The organism is Planosporangium thailandense (genome assembly GCF_011947195.1).
GTDB classification, from domain to species: domain Bacteria; phylum Actinomycetota; class Actinomycetes; order Mycobacteriales; family Micromonosporaceae; genus Planosporangium; species Planosporangium thailandense.
In genome coordinates this window covers 28,398-45,809 of sequence record NZ_JAATVY010000034.1, presented here as the reverse complement: position 1 = coordinate 45,809, position 17,412 = coordinate 28,398, and the positions used below count along the sequence as shown (strand labels likewise).

Here is a 17,412-nt window from a genome sequence, read left to right as displayed (position 1 = left end):
GGACATGTGGTCCACTTGAAGAGTGACTCAGTGGGCCAATCACGGACTAGATCTGCACCTTGACCTCGGTTCGGGTGGAGGCGTACGGGCCGGTCTCGAACAGGCGCTGCGCCAGGCGGTACGGGACGGGCGGCTGGCACCGGGCACCCGGCTGCCGTCGTCGCGGGTGCTCGCGCAGGATCTGGGGGTCGCGCGGAACACGGTCGCCGACGCGTACGGGCAACTGGTCGCCGAAGGCTGGTTGACGGCGCGTCAGGGGTCGGGGACCCGGGTGGCGCGGGGGACGTTCGCCGAGCCGACGCCCCCCTTGGCCGCTCCCGTGGTCAGTGCACCGACGGGGCTCGTGGAGTCGGATTACGGCCAGAGCTACCCGTACGACCTGCGGCCCGGCTCGCCGGATCTGTCGTCGTTCCCGATCGACGCCTGGCTTGCCGCGAGCCGCCGGGCGCTGGCAGTCGCGCCCCGCGACGCCCTCGGCTACACCGATCCTCGCGGGCGGCCGGAGCTGCGCGAGGCGCTGGCCGAGTACCTGGCGCGGGTGCGCGGGGTGCGCACCGAACCGGGGCTGATCGTGGTGTGCTCGGGATTCGTCCAGGCCATCGGGCTGCTGGGGCGGGCACTGTACGGGATCGGGGGGCGGCGGATCGCGGTGGAAGCACTCGGTTTCCCCAACACCCGGACGATCCTGCGCAACGCCGGGCTGGAGACCGTACGACTGCCGCTCGACGCTGGCGGCGCCCGCGTCGACCGGCTGGCGGGTGAGGACGCGCTGCTGCTGACGCCATCGCACCAGTTCCCGACCGGTACGGCAATGCCGCCCGCGCGGCGCACGGCCGCCGTGATGTGGGCCCGCGAGCACGGCGCGGTGATCGTGGAGGACGACTACGACGGCGAGTTCCGCTACGACCGGCAGCCGGTGGGCGCGGTACAGGGCCTCGCTCCAAACCACGTGGTCTATGCGGGCACTGCGAGCAAGAGCCTGGCGCCGGGACTGCGGCTGGGCTGGCTGGTGCTGCCACCCCGCCTGCTGGAACCGGTCGTACGCGAGAAGCAGCTCGCCGATCGCCATTCACCCGTCCTCGACCAGTTGACCCTCGCCGAGCTGATCGTCTCGGGTGCGTACGACCGGCATGTGCGGCGGATGCGCGCCCGCTACCGGCGGCGCCGGGACCGGCTGGTCACGGCGGTGGCCCAGCGTGCCCCGCGCGTGCGGGTGTCCGGGATCGCCGCCGGGCTGCACGCGGTCCTGGAACTGCCCGCGGACGGGCCGGGCGAGGCCGAGCTGGTCGCCCGCGCGGAACGACAGGGGCTGGCGCTGTCCGGGATGGCGTTGTTCGGCAGCGGCACGGGTCCGGCGCTCGTCGTCGGTTACGGCACACCGCCCGAGCACGCCTTCGCAGGAGCGCTCGAGCGGTTGTGCGCGGTGCTCGACAGTGCGGACCGCCCCTGAGGCCGACGTCGCCGCCGTCTTCTCCGGCAACATGTACCTGTACGCCGGCAACGGTGCCGGTCAGCTCAGCCGTAGCGGTCTTATGTGGCCCTCCGGTGGGGGCGTGGTACGGCTTCCGGGCGATCACCGCCGGTGACTTCAAGGCCGACGGATCTTGGTTCGACTACTGTCTCACCTGGAGCCTCGCCCTCATCGATCTCAGGCCTGTTCGCACCCGCCGTGACCCGCCCGATCACAATGAAATGGGCTCGATTAGCGGGTCGGTTCGCCGGACGACTCCACGAGGAACGATTTGATGTGTTCCAGCGCCATGTCCAGAGCAACTTCCATGGGCGCGACGTTGTGCGCGGCGTTCGCCAGCAAGTAGCCGCCTTGCAAAGCTGCCATCAACCCCGTGGCCAACTTCTCCGGGTCGGCGTCCTTGCGCAGTGCACCGCTGTCCCGCATCCGGTGCAGACCATCACTGATCAGCTTTTCCCATGCCGCAAACGTCTCCGACAGCATCGATCGAGCCTGCTCATCGTGATCGGACAGCTCGACAGCCATCGACCCGAGGCCGCACCCGTATTTGCCGTTGTTCAGCGAGTTGGCCTGGACCAGCGCATTACGCCACCGGACCAGCCCTGAGAACGATCTCAGTCGTTCGAGCCCTCCGCGCTCGCGCTGAAGCACAAGCGCGCCTCGATATTTGACCAACGCGCGCACGAGCTCCTGCTTGTCGGCGAAGTGGTGGTAAAGCTGAGACTTGCTCGTCTGGCTTGCCTCGCGGACGTCGTCAAGGGTCGTCGCGGTCACTCCGCGCACGGACATCAGCCGGTTCGCCGCCTCGAGGATCCGCTCTCGCGTCGCGATGCCCCGTTGAGTGATCCTCCGCTGCTTCGACGGCGCAGCCACCTGCTCGTCGGCCATGGGTCAAGTGTATCCAGCGGTGCGCCAGATGATCCACGGAGGATGGGGCCTTGGAGTCCATCCGGCGTTATGTCGCATTCGCGTGGTGGTGCAGGACGAACGCATGCGCCGCCAGCTTGATTCAACGGGTGCTAGGTCCGCGAGATCAGCGATAGGCGAGTCTTTCCGGGACCATTTGGTCCTCGCTGTGGCAATCAGGGGTTGCTCGGCGATGCGTCGTGAGCTGCGCGCCGGAGGTCAACGTGTGTCAACGCTCGTTGTCATGCGTCTGCACGTCACACGTATCACCCGCAGTTGAACCCGGCTGCGGCCATCAAACAACAAGAGGGAATCCGCCGGGGCGTGGTGGCGTGGCCTGCTGGTGACCGCGATCGATGCCACCGTGCTGGACGTGCCCGACTGTCCGGGCACCGTGGCGCGCCTGGGTTGGGGCCGCAGCCAACACGGCCAGGCCGGATACCCGCAGATCCGGCTGGTGGCCCTGGTCGCCTGCGGTCCCGGGCGGTCATCGACGCGGTCTTCGGGCCGAAGAGCCGGGGTGAGACGATCCGGGCCCGCCGGCTGCTGCGCAGTCTGCACGCCGGGGTGATCGTGTTGCTTGATCGCGGCTTCGACAGCAACACGTTCCTCGCCGGCCTCGCAGGTACCGACGCGCACTTCCTGGTACGCCTGAGCAGCAACCGTAAGCCCCCGACATTTGCGGCGTTACCGGGACGGCTCGTACTGCCTGATCATCGCCGGAGCCGCGGTTCGCATCATCGATCCGTCGAGCTGCACCCTTCAGGATTCCGAGCCCATTTGCACGGCTGCGGAACAAAGGAGCAGTCGGACAAATGGGCTCGGCGCGAGCTGGTTATCTCTCGTCTCTCACGGACGAACGCGGATGACGGTCTTCCCGCTAATCGGTTCGGCCGGGTTGAGGGCAGCAACGGCATCGTTGAGGCTGGCGACCTGGCCGATGTGCGTCCGCAGCTGTCCGTGACGGACCCGTTGCGCGATCTCACCGAGCTGCGCGCGATCGGACACGACGACGAAATCGAGCGCTAGGCCGCCCTTTGGCTGTGCCTCGGGCGGGCCGGCGACCGATACCAGCTTTCCTCCTGCTCGGACGAGACCCGCGGACCGTCTTCCGATGTCGCCGCCGAAGACATCGAACACCAGATCGACGCCGCCGATGTCTTCCAGCGTGTCGTTCCCAAGATCGACGAACTCCTGCACACCGAAGTCGAGCGCGGTCTGACGGTGAGCGGCGCGTCCAGTACCGATGACGTAGGCGCCGGCCTCGCGGGCGAGCTGTGCCGCCATCGATCCGACTCCTCCGGCCGCACCGTGCACGAGGACGCTCTGTCCTGCGAGGAGGTGACCATGCTCGAACAGCCCCTGCCACGCCGTCAGGCCTGTCATCGCGACGCCTGCGCCGACCGTGAAGTCAACGTCTCCCGGCAACGGCGCGAGGTTGCGCGCCTCGACCACCGTGTACTCCGCCAGAGTGCCGTCGCGGGTCCAGTCCGTCAGGCCGAACACCCGCTGACCCACCGACAAGCCAGCGGCGCCATAGCTGAGCGCGGTGACCACACCGGCCACTTCGTGGCCGGGAATCGTCGGCGTTCGGTCACGCCCGAGGCGATCGACCCAGGTCGAAGGCCAGTCGAGCTCATCCCCGGTGAACCCCGATGCATGAACTTCAACGACGACATCGCCGTAGTTGGCGCCCTCAAGACTTGCGAGTCGCGCCGTGTCAGGGTCGGGCCGTTCCACCAACCTCATCCCGGCTGTCCCGGCAGCCCGGTCCGTCACCACGATCGCTTTCATCTGAATGCCTCTCTATAATAGTTCCTCTTTCAGGCCAGGTCGTGCTCGAAGGTGCCGATCTGATGCTCGTCGTGCTGGGCGACCGTCGAGTCGTGGTGGGGATACGCGCCGGAGCCTGGATGCACTTTGTCGATGAGATCGAGGTATTCCGGGTTGCGGGCGATGAACTCACCGATGACCGGGCAAATGATGGTGATGTTCTTCCCGGTTGCGCGGATCTCATCCAGTACGCGAGCGACGAGTTCTGTCGCTACCTGTTGCTTGCGGTAGGCGTGGTTGACCCAGGTCGAGAGCAGAACGACACGGCCTCCGACGAACCGATAGGTGAGTTCACCGATCGGTTCTGCGCCAAGAGCGGCGATCCATCGGCCGCGCTCCGCATCGTTGATGACATCGAACTCCCAGCTGGATGCCACCTCGCTGGCGATCTCCTTATTCAGAGCAGCGATGAGTTCGGCGTTGCTCTCTTCACGGTTGGCCGCTTCGGCCTCGACTGTCGTTGTCACTGTCGTACCTTCTGGTAGGGGAGCTGGAGGGTTGGTTCAGGCGCGGTGCGAACTCTTAGTCCTGCCGGGGTGCTCCGGGTCGATGAGATCGACGTACTCAGGGTTGCGTTCGATAAAGGTCCGGACAATCGGGCACATGGCGGTGACCGTCTTCCCTTGTGTGCGCACGTCATCGAGAACACGTCGGATCAGCTCGGTAGCGACGCCCTGCCCGCGGAACTCGGGGAGCACGGAAGTGGCCAGCAGCACGAGTCGATCAGCGCCGGCGACGTTGTAGGGCAAGCCGGCAATCCGGGTGTCGCCGACGATGGCCTCGTAGATGCCGGTCGCCTCATCGTTGACGACATAGAAGTCGAACGCTGGGGCATGGGGATCATCGATCACCTCGTCGATGAGGATGGCCTGGTCCTGACTGAGCGTGCCTGTCCCGTCCGGGTATCCGGCCTCGTCGGGGTACTCGAAGGCGTAGCGGGTCGGCTCGATGGGTTCTGTCATCAGGGTGAGTTCCTTCGCAAATTGTTCGTCAGGGCGTGTTCTTTGTCCTCACGGACGTACGCGGATGATCGTCTTCCCCTTGACCCGCTCAGTCGGGTTGAATGCGGCAACGGCGTCGTCGAGGTCCGCGACCTGGCCAATGTTCGTCCGTAGCCGACCATCCCGGACGCGCTGGACGATCTCACCCAGCTGCGTGCGATCGGCCTCGACCACGAAATCAACGGCGAGACCGTCCGTCGGCTGCGCCTCGGGCGGCCCGGCGATGGTCACCAGCATCCCTCCAGCTCGGACCAATGCCGCCGATCGCTTCCCGATGTCGCCGCCGATCGCGTCGAATACCAGGTCGACTCCGCCGGCGTCTTCCAGCGAGTCGTTGTCGAGGTCGACGAACTCGTGGGCGTCGAAGTCGAGCGCGTCCTGCCGGTCGGCGGCACGTCCGGTTCCGATGACGTGGGCGCCGGCCTCACGGGCGAGCTGCGTCACCATCGAGCCCACGCCACCAGCCGCGCCGTGCACGAGGACACTCTGCCCCGCCTGGAAGCGGCCGTGAACGAACAGCCCTTGCCACGCGGTCAGGCCCGAGATCGGCAGGCTCGCGCCCACCGTGAAGTCGATATCGCCCGGCAGAGGTGCGAGGTTACGCGCCTCCACGGCCACGTACTCCGCCAGCGTGCCGTCACGCGTCCAGTCCGCGAGACCGATCACCCGCTGGCCTACTGACAGCCCGCGCGTGCCATAGCCGAGAGCGCTGACCACACCCGCCACCTCGTGACCAGGGATCGACGGCGTACGGTCCCGCCCGGCGCGATCGGCCCAGGTCCCGGGCCACGTCAGCTCGCCGGGCGTGAATCCCGACGCATATACCTCAACGAGGACATCGTTACTAGCAGCCTCCGGCTGCGGACGCTCTACCAGCGTCATCCCGGTCGTTCCTGCAGCCTGATCCGTCACCACAATGGCCTTCATTGGGCATCTCCCTGTGTCCTGTGCTTGCCTGCGCGGCGTATACCGCCCAGCCAAATCTGGACGACCTAGCGGACCGCGTGATCTCGAAGAAGTCTTCGAGACGCTGATAGACTCTACCCGAGAACAGGACGCTACAGTCCAGTCATGCAAGTTCGGTTGCACTGGCGAAGCCTGCTGCGGGTGGTCGCGCACGCGAGTGAGTCAGGTCATCAGACCAACACTGACCTAGCATTTGTCCGATCGGATCGCAGCATCGGGCTGGTCGTGGCCAAGACGGCACGCTTGCTGAACGGTGACGCAGTATTCTAGGCTGGACTAAATCGTCCCATCTGGTCAAGGTTGAAGGATCGACCGAGCTCATGGGATTACCACGCCCGCGCCTCGCGGACGGAGCGCGCAGATGCCATCAGCCGCAGAGCGTCTGCGCGGATGCTGAACCCCCACGACAGAAGTTCAGCGCACCCCGCGAATTGCACGTGCGGCGCGACGAAGGAGGAAAATGAACGACACCAAGCAGTCCGCCGAAGATCTGGCGATCCTCAAGCAGCTCAACCTCGCCTACAACCAGGCGGACCAGGCCAGCGATGCCGAGCGGTTCCGCGAGCTGCTCGCTGAAGACTTCATCGTGCAGACTCCGGGTGTCACCCGCAATCGCGACGAGTACCTGGAGTACATCGCAAAGCCGCGCCCCTTCAAGGATCTGACCCTCCTCGACGTCAATATCCGGATCCTCGGCGACGTTGCGCTGATCCACGGTCGCGGCAGCTACACCATGATCGCCGATGGCTCGGTGCAGGAAGCCTTGTACACCGACGTGTACCAGAAGCGTGGGGGCATGTGGCTCTGCGTCGCAGCCTGTGCGATCGCTCCGGGCGCCTAACGCCCCCAGAACGCGGTCAGACACATGCGAGGGCCATGCGGTGTGCGGCTACGTGGACGCACGCCCCTCGAAACTTCCAGAGCCGCCGGCCTGGTTCAGAACAAGAGAAAGGCACGGCTTGATGCACACCGTGGCCCCAGCGCTCAATCAGGTTCGTCAGGGCAGACCGCTCCGGCTGGCATTCATATCCGGGGTGGTCTCCCTGATCGCCGTGTTCGCCGCGGCGGGCTCAACGATCCCGCTGTTCAACATCTACCGGGCCCAGGAAGGGTTCACCAACGCCGGCATCTCGCTGACCGTCGTCGCCTACTCCGCCGCTACTCTCGGCACACTGCTGGTGCTGGGGCGACTGTCCAATCACGTGGGTCGACGGCCTACCGCGATCGCCAGCCTCGGACTGCTCGTACTCGGTTGTCTGCTGCTCTTGAGCGTGCACGACATAGGCATCCTGATCGCTGGTCGACTTCTGATGGGCCTCGGCGCCGGGCTCGCCAGCAGTAGTCTCACCGCCTACATTGTCGACGCCGCGCCGTCCAGGCCGACCTGGCTGGCGTCGGTCGCTTCCAGCCAAACGGTCATGCTCGGTCTCGCTGTGGGCGCCATCGCGTCCGGTGCCTTGGTTCAGTTCGGCCCGTGGCCTCGTGACCTCATCTACCTGGTCGTCATTGGCCTGCTCCTGCTGTCCGCCGCACTCGTCGCCATCAGCCCGGAGACCGCGACCCCCTCGCCGGGCGGTTGGCGGTCATTGCGCCCTAGCGTTCGCGTGCCGGTCCGAGTCAGGCATCTGCTCCCCGTCGCAGCCGCGGTGTTGCTAGGCACCTGGGCGACCGGGGCCTTCTACCAGGCCTTCGTGCCCGCCCTGGTCGAAGATCAACTTCACACCAACAGCTCGCTCGTTCTTGGACTGGTGTTCGCCGCCTACATGGGCCCCAGCGCGCTGGGCGCCCCACTTGGCGGTCGGCTCTCGCCCGCGGCCGCGCAGCGTATCGGCATGATCGCCTTCCTGGTTGGATGGATCGGTATCATCGCTGCGATCGCCACCGGTACATTGCCGTTGTTCATCGTCGCAACTATCGTCGCGGGGGCCGCGCAGGGTATCGCCATCAGTGCCGCCACACGCGGCCTACTGTATGGCAGCTCCCTGGCCGACCGGGCACCTATCTTCGCCGTCGTCTATCTCCTCAGCTACAGCGGTGCCACCTTCCCCAGCCTCATCTCCGGTCAGCTTTCCCGCACCTTCTCGCTACCGCAGATCGCGCTCGGATACGGCGTACTTGCCCTGATCGCCACCCTGTTCACTGCCATCGCTGCGCGTAACCCGAACGCCGGCACGCTCAGCCAGGTCGAAGGGCGAGCATGACGAGCCTCGCCGCGATGACACCCTCGACGCTGAGCGGCGCGCCGCCCTCACTCGTCCGCACGTGTCCAGGGTGAACTGATCGGCCTCGGCTACCGGATCGCGGCGGGCACCGTGTGGAAGATCCTTCACGACGCCGGGGTCGACCCGGCTCCGAGGCGGTCCGGGCCGACCTGGAAACAGTTCATGACCGCCCAAGCGCGCACGATCCTGGCGTGCGACTTCTTCACCGTCGACACAGTGTTCCTCCAGCGGATCTACATCCTGTTCTTCGTCGAGATCGCCACCCGCGGGGGTCCATGTCGTCGGGGTGACGGCGCATCCGACCGGCGCCTGGATAGCCCAGCAGGTGCGGAATCTGCTGGTAGACCTCGACCAGCGGGTAGAGGACCTGCGATTCCTGCTCCGCGACCGGGACACGGAGTTCACGGCGGTCTTCGACGCGGTATTCACCGCCGACGCCGACCGGCAACTGACCGAGCTGGTCGCCGCCGCCGCCGGCAGCAGCCTGCAACAGCTGCACGGCATCGGCCCGTCCGGCGCCGCTCGGTGACATCGTCGACATCGCCCGCTTCGCCAGCCGCGGGCACTTCGCCTCGTGGAACGGCACCGCACCGCTGGACACCTCCTCTGGCGACCACACCCGGCACCGACTGTCGCGTGCCGGCAACCGGCGCATCAACCGGGTCCTGCACATCATGGCCGTCGTCCAACTCCGCCACGACACCGAAGGACGTCGCTACTACCGGCGCAAACTCGCCGCCGGCAAGACGTCGATGGAGGCCATGCGAGCCCTGAAACGGCGACTGTCCGACCTGGTCTACAGCAGATGGTTAAAGACGCAAAGGCGGTGAGGACGGGCCCGGGAGGACAACGGGGAGCGGCTCTGCAATCCAGCGCGGCTGACCCAATCCCCGAGGCCAGCTCTTCGGAACAGTCACTTCCCGGACCCGCCGACAGCCACCCTAGAACACCCTTCCTCGTCAGCGCTTGACGTAGAGAGGAGCCAAATTGGTGCGGATGTTCAGCGCGTTGAGCACGGCGTTATGCGATTCGGCGCTGTTTCGGCGGTGCATTGCAAATCGCGATCGTTGGCCGTCTTGATTTTCGTTGGGGGACGCTGACTGTGGGGCCTGGTCGTTCTCGTCGGGTGTGATTGTCTCCAGCGCGTCACGGAGGGCGGCGCGTGAGGTGATGCCGAGCTTGGGGAAGATCCGGTGCAGGTGGGCACCCACGGTGCGGTGGGACAGGAACAGCTGTTGGCCGATCTGTTTGTTGGTCAGGCCGGTGGCGGCCAGTGCGGCGATCTGTCGTTCCTGCGCGGTCAGTGTGGCCGAGCGGGTGTCGGGTCGGGCGGTGGTGGGGATGCCGGTAGCACGCAGCTCGTTGCCGGCCCGCTCCGCCCATGGCCGGGCGCCCAACCGGTCGAAGGTTTCGATGGCTGCGCGTAGGTGCAGGCGGGCGCGGGTGGTGTCGTGGGTGCGGCGCAGCCATTGTCCGTAGTAGAGGTGGATGCGGGCCTGTTCGAACGGCCACCGGTCGGTCTCGGGCAGTGAGAGTGCGGTCTCGAACAGCGGGCCGGCTTGGTCGTCGTCGGCGGCGAGTGCTGCGGCCCCGGCGATGAGGAGGGCGGTGCGCGGGGAGATCCGGGCGATGCCGGCCTGTTGGACGGCGGCGACGTGCGCGCGGGCCTCCTGCCTTCGCCCGGTGTGGACCGCCGCTGCGACCAGGTCCAGGATCATCCACCGGTCGGGGAAACCGGAACTGGGGGCGCCGGGCGGGGTGGCCCGTGCCGCCTGTACATAGGCTTCCTCGTAGTCGCCCTGGCCCAGGGCCGCGAGGGTGCGAGCCCGCAGGGCGTACGCCTGCGTCACCCCGATGCCGTGGGACGCTGCCCAGGTGGTGATCTCATCAGTCAGGGCCCGGGCGCGGTCCACGTTGCCGCGGGCGGCCGCGATGCATGCCAGGTGGGACCGAAGCTGCCCTTCAAGAAGCTGGTAGCCGCAGACTGCTGTCAGGTCCAGCCCCTCACGCGCCATGGTCTCGGCCTCGTCCCACTGCCCGTGGCTATAGGAGTCGATGCAGAGCATCCGCAATCCGGCGATGACCATGGTGATCGCACCGCCGTCGCGCTGCCGATCGATCACGCGCCGGACCAGGTAGCGGTAGTCGGACAGCGCGTCCACTCCGACGGCCGCCCAGGCCAACGGGATGACCTGCCAGGGTGCCGCATCGGCGGGCAGTGCCGCGAAGGCGTGGGCGATGCCCTCCCGCACCGTGTCGGCGGTGCGGACGGGGTCGACGTACGCGTCGTAGCACAGGCGAAACGGGGTTACCGCCTCCGGATCGAACCGGCCCAGCGCGGTGTTGAGAAGTTGCCACGGCTCCGGTCGGGCGGCAAAGATGCTGACAACCAGCAGCGCGTACAGGATCCCGTAGGAGTCCCAGTTGTTGGTGGTCTTGGCGGTGTCGGCGATGTCGTCGAGCGCCCGGGCCAGCAGCCGCTGGGCGGCGTCGATTTCGCCCTCAGCATGCGTGAGGAGGTAGGCGGTGGCGGCGAAGACCAGTCCGGTCGGGGTGTCCGGTCCATGTCCGGCGTCGGCCAACAGTCGGGGCACCTGGTCGAGTTGACCGGTGAGGTTGGCCAGGTAGGCGGCCTCGACCAGCCGGCGGGACCGGTCGGCCGGGTGCGGGCTGAGTTCGCCGGCCCGCACGAGCGCGGCCACCGCGGCGGACGCACCGCCACGCCGGCGGTCGGAGATGGTCGCCTCGTCCGCCGCCGGGGCCGCCGCGCCGGGCGGGTCGCCGCGGCGCCAGGCGGCAAGGGCCGCCTCGTCCAGCGCCCGGGCCACCGTCTCGTCGGGTCCGGTCGCGGCTTCGGCCAGATGCCACGCTCGCCGCTCCGGGTCGCCGGCCAGGGCGGCGGCCAGGGCCTGGTGTGCGGCCCGGCGCTCGGCCGGCGAGGATGTCTGCACGATCGCCGAGCGGATCAGCGGGTGGCGAAACACCATGGGGCCGGTGACCGCATCGATGCGGACGAGGTCCGCCTGCTGCGCGGGGGCCAGGTCGTCGACGTCCGCACGGCCGTGCGCCGCCGATCGGATCGTGGCCAGGCTCGCATCAGGCTCCAGCGCGGCCAGCAGCAGCGCCTGCTGGGTCGGTGCGGGTAGGGCCCGCACCCCGGCGGCGAAGATCGCCTCCAGCCGCCCATTGAGGGGTAGGAATGCGGGCAGTGTGTCCTGCCCGGAGCGCTGCCGCTCGGTCAACAACGCCGGTAGCTCGCGCAGGGCGAGCGGGTTGCCGGCGGCCTCGTCGAGCAGGCGCCGCCGTACGGGTGGTGGCAGGTTCGGATGCAGGATGTCCAGCAGGGTGGCCGCGGGTTGCTCGCCGAGCGGGCTGATCTCCCGTTCGGGCAGCCGGACCTGGTCGAAGAAGCTGTCCACCCCGGTACGGGCGGCGGCCAGGAAGGCGATGGGGTCGTTGCCGATGCGGCGAGTGACGAACCCCAGCACGGTGGCGCTGGCGTGGTCGATCCACGGCACGTCGTCGACCAGCACCAACAGCGGACGCTCGGCGGCGACCTGGCCCAGCAGGGCCAGCACCGCCGTCGAGACGACCAACGGATCCGGCGCCGGTCCCGGCGCCAGGCCGAACACCTGATGGAGGACGTCGCGATGGCGGGAGGCGAGCCGGTCGGCGCGTTCGCGCAGCGGGTAGAGCAGTTGGTGCAGCGCCGAGAAGCCGATGTCGGCCTCGAACTCCGCGCCGGATGCGCGCAGCACCCGCATCTCAGCCGCCTGCGCCCGCGCCGCTGCCGCGTCCAGCAGCGCGGTCTTTCCCACCCCCGGGTCGCCGCGTAGCAGCAGACCGGGCCCGATCGGGCGGTGGCCGGCGAGCAGCGAGTCGATCTGTTCCAGTTCGGCCGTGCGCCCCACGAGGTCGGCTACCGGCCGTGATCTCACCGGCTGTCCGGTCTGATGATGTCTGCCGGAAAGACTCTGATGGATAGGCTGGGAAGAAGTCAGCATCGGGCACCGTCCGAGGATCGGTCTCGTGTTCACGTGTTCACAACAAGAATCGTGCGACGGCGAGCAGCCTCCGGGCATGGGTCATATGACCGCATTGGGAGGACTGGCGCCGGCTCCGTTGCGTTGAGCATTGGCAAGATCGAGGCAGGCTTGACCGGTGAAGTCATCAACCCGTCCTCGCTCCTGGCTGCCGCCGAAGTCGGCGCTCTCCGGGTTCCGGTTCCCGCCCGAGGTGATCGTGGTCGCGGTCCGCTGGTACCTGCGTTACAACCTGTCGTATCGGGACGCGGAGGAGCGGTCGGTGGACGCGGCATCGAGGTCGACCACGTCACCGTCTACCGGTGGGTGCAGCGGTTCACAACGCTGCTGGCCGATGCCGCCCGATTCTGCCGCCGCGTACCAGGTGACAGGTGGTTCGTCGATGAGACCTACGTCAAGGCCAACGGTGTCTGGCACTACGACTACCGGGCGATAGACCAGTATGGACAGGGCATTGACGCGCTCGTCTCGGCCCGCCGGCACGCCGCTCGCGGCCTCACAGTTCGTAGTTAACTCGTTCCGGTTCCCATCATTGTGTACAGACATGGCCGTTTTTCATGACTAATTCAGACCTTCTCGAAGCCGGGGCCGTAACGGGTGTCGCGCGTCCGAAGACGTTCGGTAGGACGTGCGTCGGCTTCTACAAGTCGGCCCTGGCGTATCTGTGGACTCTCGACTCGCGCCCGCGGTCTATTTACATGCGTGGTACGAGACGTACAAGCTCGACGACGGTGGCCTGATCGCCGACGTCGTCATCGCAGATCCTGCGAGACTCCTGGCCTTGCCGCGCATCCCGGGTGGCTTGCCCATGAGGAGGCGCGGCAGGTCGTACGCGGTCGCGGTATGGATAGTCAGACTCGTCCGGCACGGCACTCACGCGGCGAGGGCCGCGCGTAGGACTGATGTCGCCCGGGGGGACAGCAGCACGTGTGCGGCCAGGTTGGGGCCGCCACGGTCGTCGGCCATCAGCATCAGTTCGTCGGCCAGGTCGCAGCCGGTGGAGTCCGCCGCGACGGCGATGCGGGCGCCGTCGAGGCCGTGTTCGTCGCCGTGCTCGGCGATCCACGCGGCGGCCGTGTAGGCCTCTTCGATTGCCACCGGGTAGCGGGCCGTCGGCGACAGGCTGTAATCCACGACGACCACCGCGGCGTGCAGGTCGGTCACGAGTTTGCTGGCCAGGCGGCGGGTGCGGGCGTTGCCGACCGCCGACCTGTCGCCGTGGACGTACAGGACAACGGCCAGCGGCTCGGCGGCATCGGCCGGCCGGAAGATGCGCAGCCAGGTCTGGCCCACCGGGCCGCCGGGGACCGTGAGATCCCGCACGTCGACAAGGGCTGCGATGTCGACCGCACGCACTCGGTCAGCGGACTTTCGGCGCGAGACGGAGGTGTCGCGTGGTAGCGACGCGGCCTTCGGGGCAGCCCCGGTTACGGCGGGCGCGCCCGGTTGCGGAATGGATCGGATCTTGGTCGTACGCATGGTGGTGGTCCTTTGCTGGAAGAGTTGGCCGACGATTCGTGTGTCGTTGTCGGTCCGGCGGATGACGCTCGCTCTGGTCGCGGGATCCGCGCACGACGCCGTCGATTCGTCCGGCGGGTCGGGCTTTGGCTCCCAGGCTGACGCCCCTGGCCGCTGTCATGCGGCGTCAAGCGGGTCAGTGACCGGGCCGGCGGTACGCCGTCGTGGCAGGTAACCGCGAATGTCGACGACAGCGCCAGCGCGGCGCATCGGCATTGACCGGCTGTCGGCGCTCGGGCCGGTGTTGACAGGGCGGGTGCGGTCGGTGCGCAACCCGAGCTCTTCGAGCAGCCCGGTCAACTGCAACACCTTGTACACATTGGGCTGCAGGTTGGTGATCGCAATGGCGCAATCGAGCTGGCGCGCCGCAATAGCGAACTTCAGCAGGGCGCTGACACCGGACGCGTCCATGAACGTCACGCCTGCCAGATCGACGCCGATGTGAGCCGGCCGGTACATGCGCAACACCTGGATGAGCGTGTCGCGCAGACTCCCCGCGGTCAGAATATCTATCTCGCCCGCGACGGCGAGGTCGACCGCCTGCTCGTGTTGGGTTGGCAACTCGGCGCCCAGCACCGAAATCTCAAGAAGGGTGACGTCACCATTCGATCTGAAATACAAAGGCACGCGGGCAGGAGCCCGGGTCGGCGCGGATCGCGGCATGGCGGTCGACATGATGAACTCCTCACTGGAAATCGCGGTTATCCGGATTGATTGCTCGCGGTCAGATTGGTGGCACACACAGGTTCGAGCCTCGGACACAACTCCGAAGATCTCGCTGACGGGTCGCAACCGCGGTGGTCGGCCGTCACAGCACCCACCTCATGTGGCACGGGTGCGATAACGACAGGACCGGTGGAACGCCGTCGCCCCAGATCCGCGTGTGCAGCCGCGGTCGAACGGTCGAGACTGCCTCACTCGGGGATGTGATCGCTGGTGATCCGTGCCACGACCGACGCCTTCCGCACCATTGCGAATTGATCAGAGCCCCGGTCGCCCAGGTGAATCCCCCGGATGCCGGGGTCAACCAATTCGACCATTCCAACGGGTTCGGGGCCGTTGGCCAACGGGTGTCTGACGATGTGAATGGAGCCGCGACGGTAGCGGACGCTGGCGGAGTGGACGCCGATCGCCGCCTGTCGAATCAGTACTTGATTGTCAATGGAATGGCTGATCGCTTCTTGCTCATAGCGCAATACCGCCGGCGTGCCCTGCTCGTCCATACGAACGACAGCTGTCATACCTTTTCTCCAGTTCAAGGGATTTCAGGATCCATTCCGCGCCGCTGCCACTCCCGGATCCGTGGGCGAACGTGCGGTGTGTCGACGCGTGGGCTGGACAACGCCCGTTACGAAAGCGGTCTTCGAAACCATTGGATTCCTCGATCAGAAGAAGGCTGCCAGAGAGAGGGAACAGGTACTTGGATCGGCCTCATGGCCATGCGAAAATCATGCGATGGTTCGTGCGCACCGTGCATGTGTCATATGACCAGGCGCCGACCATTCCGCATCCGCCATCTGACTGCGGCCAATAATGGAGCGCACGTTCCATTGGCCGGATCAAGGGCGGCGACCTCGCCAGCCATGCCATCCGCTGGCTCGTCGTCCCGATCAAGACCGACTCAAGACACCCGCGGTACCGCCCGGGCTCGCGTACCGTCTTCACCGTCGCACCGCACGGGGGGGCACCCACCTCCACCGGGTGTTCCCCGAACTCGCCAACACCTCACGGCGCGGCCCGCCCGCCGGTGGCCGCCGAGATCCGGGTCCTGGTGTTGCGGCAGGCGCGGGAGAACTCGACCTGGGATTACCGGCGGATCCGCGGCGAGCTGTGCCGGCTGGGCTACCGGGTCGGGGCCAGTACCGTCTGGGCCATCCTGAAGCGGTCCGGAGTCGATCCCGCACCGACGCGGTCGGTGGTGAGCTGGCGGCAGTTCCTGCGGGCCCAGGCGCAGGGCGTGCTGGCGGTGGATTTCTTCAGCGTCGACACGGTGGCGTGCGCCGACTGTATGTGTTGTTCGTGATCGAGATAGGTAGCCGGCGGGTCCATCTGCTCGGTGTCACCGCGCATCCGGTGGGGGAGTGGGTGACCCAGCAGGCCCGCAACCTGCTGAGGGACCTCGGGGAGCGAGCCAACCGGTTCCGATTCCTGATCCGGGATCGCGACACGAAGTTCACCGCCGCGTTCGACGCGGTCTTCGCCGCCGCGGGCATCGACGTCGCCCGCGCCGCTCGCTCGGAAAAAGACCACCGCTGGGGCCGGGGTCGCCGGCGGTGGCCGTAGCCGGTGGGCGGGTTGTGCGGCGAGATCGCCTCGGCGGTCTGATCGGCGAACACTCGCAGGCCGCGTAGGGTGACCACTTTCCGGCACCCACAGGGTTGCTGTGGGAGGCTTGCCACCGTGATTCAGCAACCCCTTAACGGGTGTCCGTGCTGTGGCTACCGAACCGGGTGCACGACCTGCCCGGTCTGTGTTCTAAACCGGTGCGGGCACAGGGATACGGACACTGGCGCGGTGACCGGTCGTCCTAATGGGGAGGTCAGTCTGCGCGATGCTCGCCGCAACTTCTCCATCTACCGGGCCAGTCACCGACGCTACCGGGACGTGGTACGGCCATCGCGCAGCGATGAGCTGCCGTAGCGGCCGTATCGTTGGCTTCTGGTTTCATCGGCATGACCGCGCCTATCACGGCATGACCGCGCCCATCACGGCTAGATGCGGGTGATCGCGTGATCATGGGGGCCGCGTAGAGACGGTACGGGCGCTCCGAGTCGATCGCACCGCGGTGCCCGGTCGCGGATCACGTTCCGGGCCTGATCACCCGAAACTCCGCGCGGCTATGCTGCCGCGTCGCCGTCATCGCGCTGCTAGCTCGTGTGGGGAACGATGACGGTCGACACGGGGGTGCCGAGTTCGACGGTACGAGAGACGGTGCAGAGCCGGTCGTGTGACATCTGCACCAAGCCCGGCAGCGCTTGCCGTGCCGCGTCGCCCGCCTCGCCATCCGGGAACGTAACGGTGAACTCGACCCTGAGGTTGTCCATTCGGTTCCCGCCGGTCTCGTCGCGGATCTTGTTGCCTGTCACCTTCACGACGAACTCGCTCGCCTCGGCGCGCCGACTGATGACCAAATCGACGTCGATCGCGGTGCAGCCCCCGATGGCCGCCAAGAGCAGTTCCGCCGGGGTGAAGCTGTCCCCCTCACCCGTACCCATCGTGATCGAGCCACCGCGGGCGTTTCGCACGACGTATCGCCCGACGCTAGTGCGCTCGATGTCCACAGAGCGGCCGGTGTCGTCAGTCATGGGCCGAAACTACCCAGGCCCTCCCATCGCCGAGCCACCGGGGTGTCTCGGCCCATCTCAGCGAACCGCCGAGACGGCGAGTCGCCGTTCCCACAGCAATTCGGCGACCATGACCGCGCTCATCGCGGCTTCTTATCTACTGGTGCC

18 protein-coding genes and 2 pseudogenes are annotated in these 17,412 nt (G+C 67.2%); 10 read left to right on the top strand and 10 right to left on the bottom strand.

Annotated features, from left to right (window positions below):
- Positions 1 to 22: 22 nt before the first annotated feature.
- A complete protein-coding gene (gene pdxR, locus HC031_RS28765) occupies positions 23 to 1,450 on the top strand; it encodes a MocR-like pyridoxine biosynthesis transcription factor PdxR (protein WP_167928588.1) in 1,428 nt (475 codons plus the stop codon).
- 252 nt (positions 1,451 to 1,702) lie between these two features.
- Here pdxR and HC031_RS28760 read toward each other — a convergent pair whose 3' ends face one another.
- Complete coding sequence (locus tag HC031_RS28760) at positions 1,703 to 2,359, bottom strand: TetR/AcrR family transcriptional regulator (RefSeq protein ID WP_167928587.1); 657 nt, start codon at positions 2,357 to 2,359, stop codon at positions 1,703 to 1,705.
- Between the two features lie 342 nt (positions 2,360 to 2,701).
- Between HC031_RS28760 and HC031_RS34930 the strand changes: the two are divergent.
- Positions 2,702 to 3,034 (top strand): annotated as a pseudogene (locus HC031_RS34930) (transposase); the annotation flags it as partial.
- A 192-nt stretch (positions 3,035 to 3,226) separates the two neighbouring features.
- Here the strand turns inward: HC031_RS34930 and HC031_RS28755 are convergent.
- The 4 genes from HC031_RS28755 to HC031_RS28740 are packed head-to-tail and all read right to left on the bottom strand — an operon-like array spanning position 3,227 to position 6,138.
- Positions 3,227 to 4,171 (bottom strand): NADP-dependent oxidoreductase, encoded by a 945-nt coding sequence (locus tag HC031_RS28755; RefSeq protein ID WP_167928586.1) that lies wholly within the window; start codon positions 4,169 to 4,171, stop codon positions 3,227 to 3,229.
- Positions 4,172 to 4,200: 29 nt separating this feature from the next.
- Positions 4,201 to 4,677, bottom strand: a complete 477-nt coding sequence (locus tag HC031_RS28750) for a GNAT family N-acetyltransferase (protein ID WP_167928585.1) — start codon at positions 4,675 to 4,677, stop codon at positions 4,201 to 4,203.
- A gap of 36 nt (positions 4,678 to 4,713) precedes the next feature.
- Entirely contained in the window at positions 4,714 to 5,172 is a 459-nt protein-coding gene (locus tag HC031_RS28745) for a GNAT family N-acetyltransferase (RefSeq protein ID WP_167928584.1), read from the bottom strand.
- A 48-nt stretch (positions 5,173 to 5,220) separates the two neighbouring features.
- The gene (locus tag HC031_RS28740; protein ID WP_167928583.1) at positions 5,221 to 6,138 is read right to left on the bottom strand and encodes an NADP-dependent oxidoreductase; all 918 of its coding nucleotides are present in this window, start codon (positions 6,136 to 6,138) and stop codon (positions 5,221 to 5,223) included.
- A gap of 499 nt (positions 6,139 to 6,637) precedes the next feature.
- Between HC031_RS28740 and HC031_RS28735 the strand changes: the two genes are divergently transcribed.
- The 4 genes from HC031_RS28735 to HC031_RS34925 all read left to right on the top strand — a co-directional run bounded on the left by HC031_RS28735 (position 6,638) and on the right by HC031_RS34925 (position 9,229).
- Positions 6,638 to 7,018, top strand: coding sequence for a nuclear transport factor 2 family protein (locus tag HC031_RS28735; RefSeq protein WP_167928582.1), 381 nt, complete (start codon positions 6,638 to 6,640; stop codon positions 7,016 to 7,018).
- A 121-nt stretch (positions 7,019 to 7,139) separates the two neighbouring features.
- The gene (locus HC031_RS28730) at positions 7,140 to 8,378 is read left to right on the top strand and encodes an MFS transporter (protein WP_167928581.1); all 1,239 of its coding nucleotides are present in this window, start codon (positions 7,140 to 7,142) and stop codon (positions 8,376 to 8,378) included.
- Between the two features lie 307 nt (positions 8,379 to 8,685).
- Positions 8,686 to 8,928, top strand: coding sequence for a hypothetical protein (locus tag HC031_RS32690; RefSeq protein WP_205863365.1), 243 nt, complete (start codon positions 8,686 to 8,688; stop codon positions 8,926 to 8,928).
- Position 8,929: 1 nt separating this feature from the next.
- The gene (locus tag HC031_RS34925) at positions 8,930 to 9,229 is read left to right on the top strand and encodes a transposase (RefSeq protein ID WP_420813694.1); all 300 of its coding nucleotides are present in this window, start codon (positions 8,930 to 8,932) and stop codon (positions 9,227 to 9,229) included.
- 129 nt (positions 9,230 to 9,358) lie between these two features.
- Here the strand turns inward: HC031_RS34925 and HC031_RS28720 are convergent, their stop codons facing one another.
- Positions 9,359 to 12,337, bottom strand: coding sequence for an AAA family ATPase (locus HC031_RS28720; RefSeq protein WP_167928580.1), 2,979 nt, complete (start codon positions 12,335 to 12,337; stop codon positions 9,359 to 9,361).
- Positions 12,338 to 12,590: 253 nt separating this feature from the next.
- On the opposite strand from HC031_RS28720, the pseudogene HC031_RS28715 reads away from it, so the two are divergent.
- A pseudogene (locus HC031_RS28715) lies at positions 12,591 to 12,952 on the top strand (IS6 family transposase); the annotation flags it as partial.
- A 363-nt stretch (positions 12,953 to 13,315) separates the two neighbouring features.
- Here the strand turns inward: HC031_RS28715 and HC031_RS28710 are convergent.
- From HC031_RS28710 to HC031_RS28700, 3 genes are all read right to left on the bottom strand, one after another.
- Positions 13,316 to 13,798 carry an alpha/beta hydrolase fold domain-containing protein gene (locus HC031_RS28710; protein WP_167928579.1) on the bottom strand — a complete coding sequence of 161 codons (483 nt, stop codon included), beginning with the start codon at positions 13,796 to 13,798 and terminating at the stop codon, positions 13,316 to 13,318.
- A 279-nt stretch (positions 13,799 to 14,077) separates the two neighbouring features.
- Complete coding sequence (locus tag HC031_RS28705) at positions 14,078 to 14,635, bottom strand: STAS domain-containing protein (protein WP_167928578.1); 558 nt, start codon at positions 14,633 to 14,635, stop codon at positions 14,078 to 14,080.
- Positions 14,636 to 14,874: 239 nt separating this feature from the next.
- Positions 14,875 to 15,201, bottom strand: coding sequence for an alcohol dehydrogenase catalytic domain-containing protein (locus tag HC031_RS28700; RefSeq protein ID WP_167928577.1), 327 nt, complete (start codon positions 15,199 to 15,201; stop codon positions 14,875 to 14,877).
- A gap of 506 nt (positions 15,202 to 15,707) precedes the next feature.
- Here HC031_RS28700 and HC031_RS28695 point away from each other — a divergent pair.
- The 3 genes from HC031_RS28695 to HC031_RS28685 all read left to right on the top strand — a co-directional run bounded on the left by HC031_RS28695 (position 15,708) and on the right by HC031_RS28685 (position 16,600).
- Entirely contained in the window at positions 15,708 to 15,983 is a 276-nt protein-coding gene (locus HC031_RS28695) for a hypothetical protein (protein WP_167928576.1), read from the top strand.
- Positions 15,980 to 16,243 carry a hypothetical protein gene (locus HC031_RS28690; RefSeq protein ID WP_205863364.1) on the top strand — a complete coding sequence of 88 codons (264 nt, stop codon included), beginning with the start codon at positions 15,980 to 15,982 and terminating at the stop codon, positions 16,241 to 16,243. Before HC031_RS28695 ends, HC031_RS28690 begins: the two co-directional genes overlap by 4 nt.
- Before the next feature lie 69 nt (positions 16,244 to 16,312).
- Positions 16,313 to 16,600 carry a CPCC family cysteine-rich protein gene (locus tag HC031_RS28685; RefSeq protein WP_338090879.1) on the top strand — a complete coding sequence of 96 codons (288 nt, stop codon included), beginning with the start codon at positions 16,313 to 16,315 and terminating at the stop codon, positions 16,598 to 16,600.
- A 227-nt stretch (positions 16,601 to 16,827) separates the two neighbouring features.
- Here the strand turns inward: HC031_RS28685 and HC031_RS28680 are convergent, their stop codons facing one another.
- Positions 16,828 to 17,265, bottom strand: coding sequence for an OsmC family protein (locus tag HC031_RS28680; protein ID WP_167928574.1), 438 nt, complete (start codon positions 17,263 to 17,265; stop codon positions 16,828 to 16,830).
- Positions 17,266 to 17,412: the final 147 nt, after the last annotated feature.

Coding starts and splice junctions, on each gene's coding strand:
- HC031_RS28680 (WP_167928574.1), bottom strand. CDS start 17,265: ATGACTGACGACACCGGCCGCTCTGTGGACATCGAGCGCACTAGCGTC.
- HC031_RS28705 (WP_167928578.1), bottom strand. CDS start 14,635: ATGTCGACCGCCATGCCGCGATCCGCGCCGACCCGGGCTCCTGCCCGC.
- HC031_RS28735 (WP_167928582.1), top strand. CDS start 6,638: ATGAACGACACCAAGCAGTCCGCCGAAGATCTGGCGATCCTCAAGCAG.
- HC031_RS28760 (WP_167928587.1), bottom strand. CDS start 2,359: ATGGCCGACGAGCAGGTGGCTGCGCCGTCGAAGCAGCGGAGGATCACT.
- HC031_RS28745 (WP_167928584.1), bottom strand. CDS start 5,172: ATGACAGAACCCATCGAGCCGACCCGCTACGCCTTCGAGTACCCCGAC.
- HC031_RS28730 (WP_167928581.1), top strand. CDS start 7,140: ATGCACACCGTGGCCCCAGCGCTCAATCAGGTTCGTCAGGGCAGACCG.
- HC031_RS28755 (WP_167928586.1), bottom strand. CDS start 4,171: ATGAAAGCGATCGTGGTGACGGACCGGGCTGCCGGGACAGCCGGGATG.
- HC031_RS28740 (WP_167928583.1), bottom strand. CDS start 6,138: ATGAAGGCCATTGTGGTGACGGATCAGGCTGCAGGAACGACCGGGATG.
- HC031_RS28700 (WP_167928577.1), bottom strand. CDS start 15,201: ATGACAGCTGTCGTTCGTATGGACGAGCAGGGCACGCCGGCGGTATTG.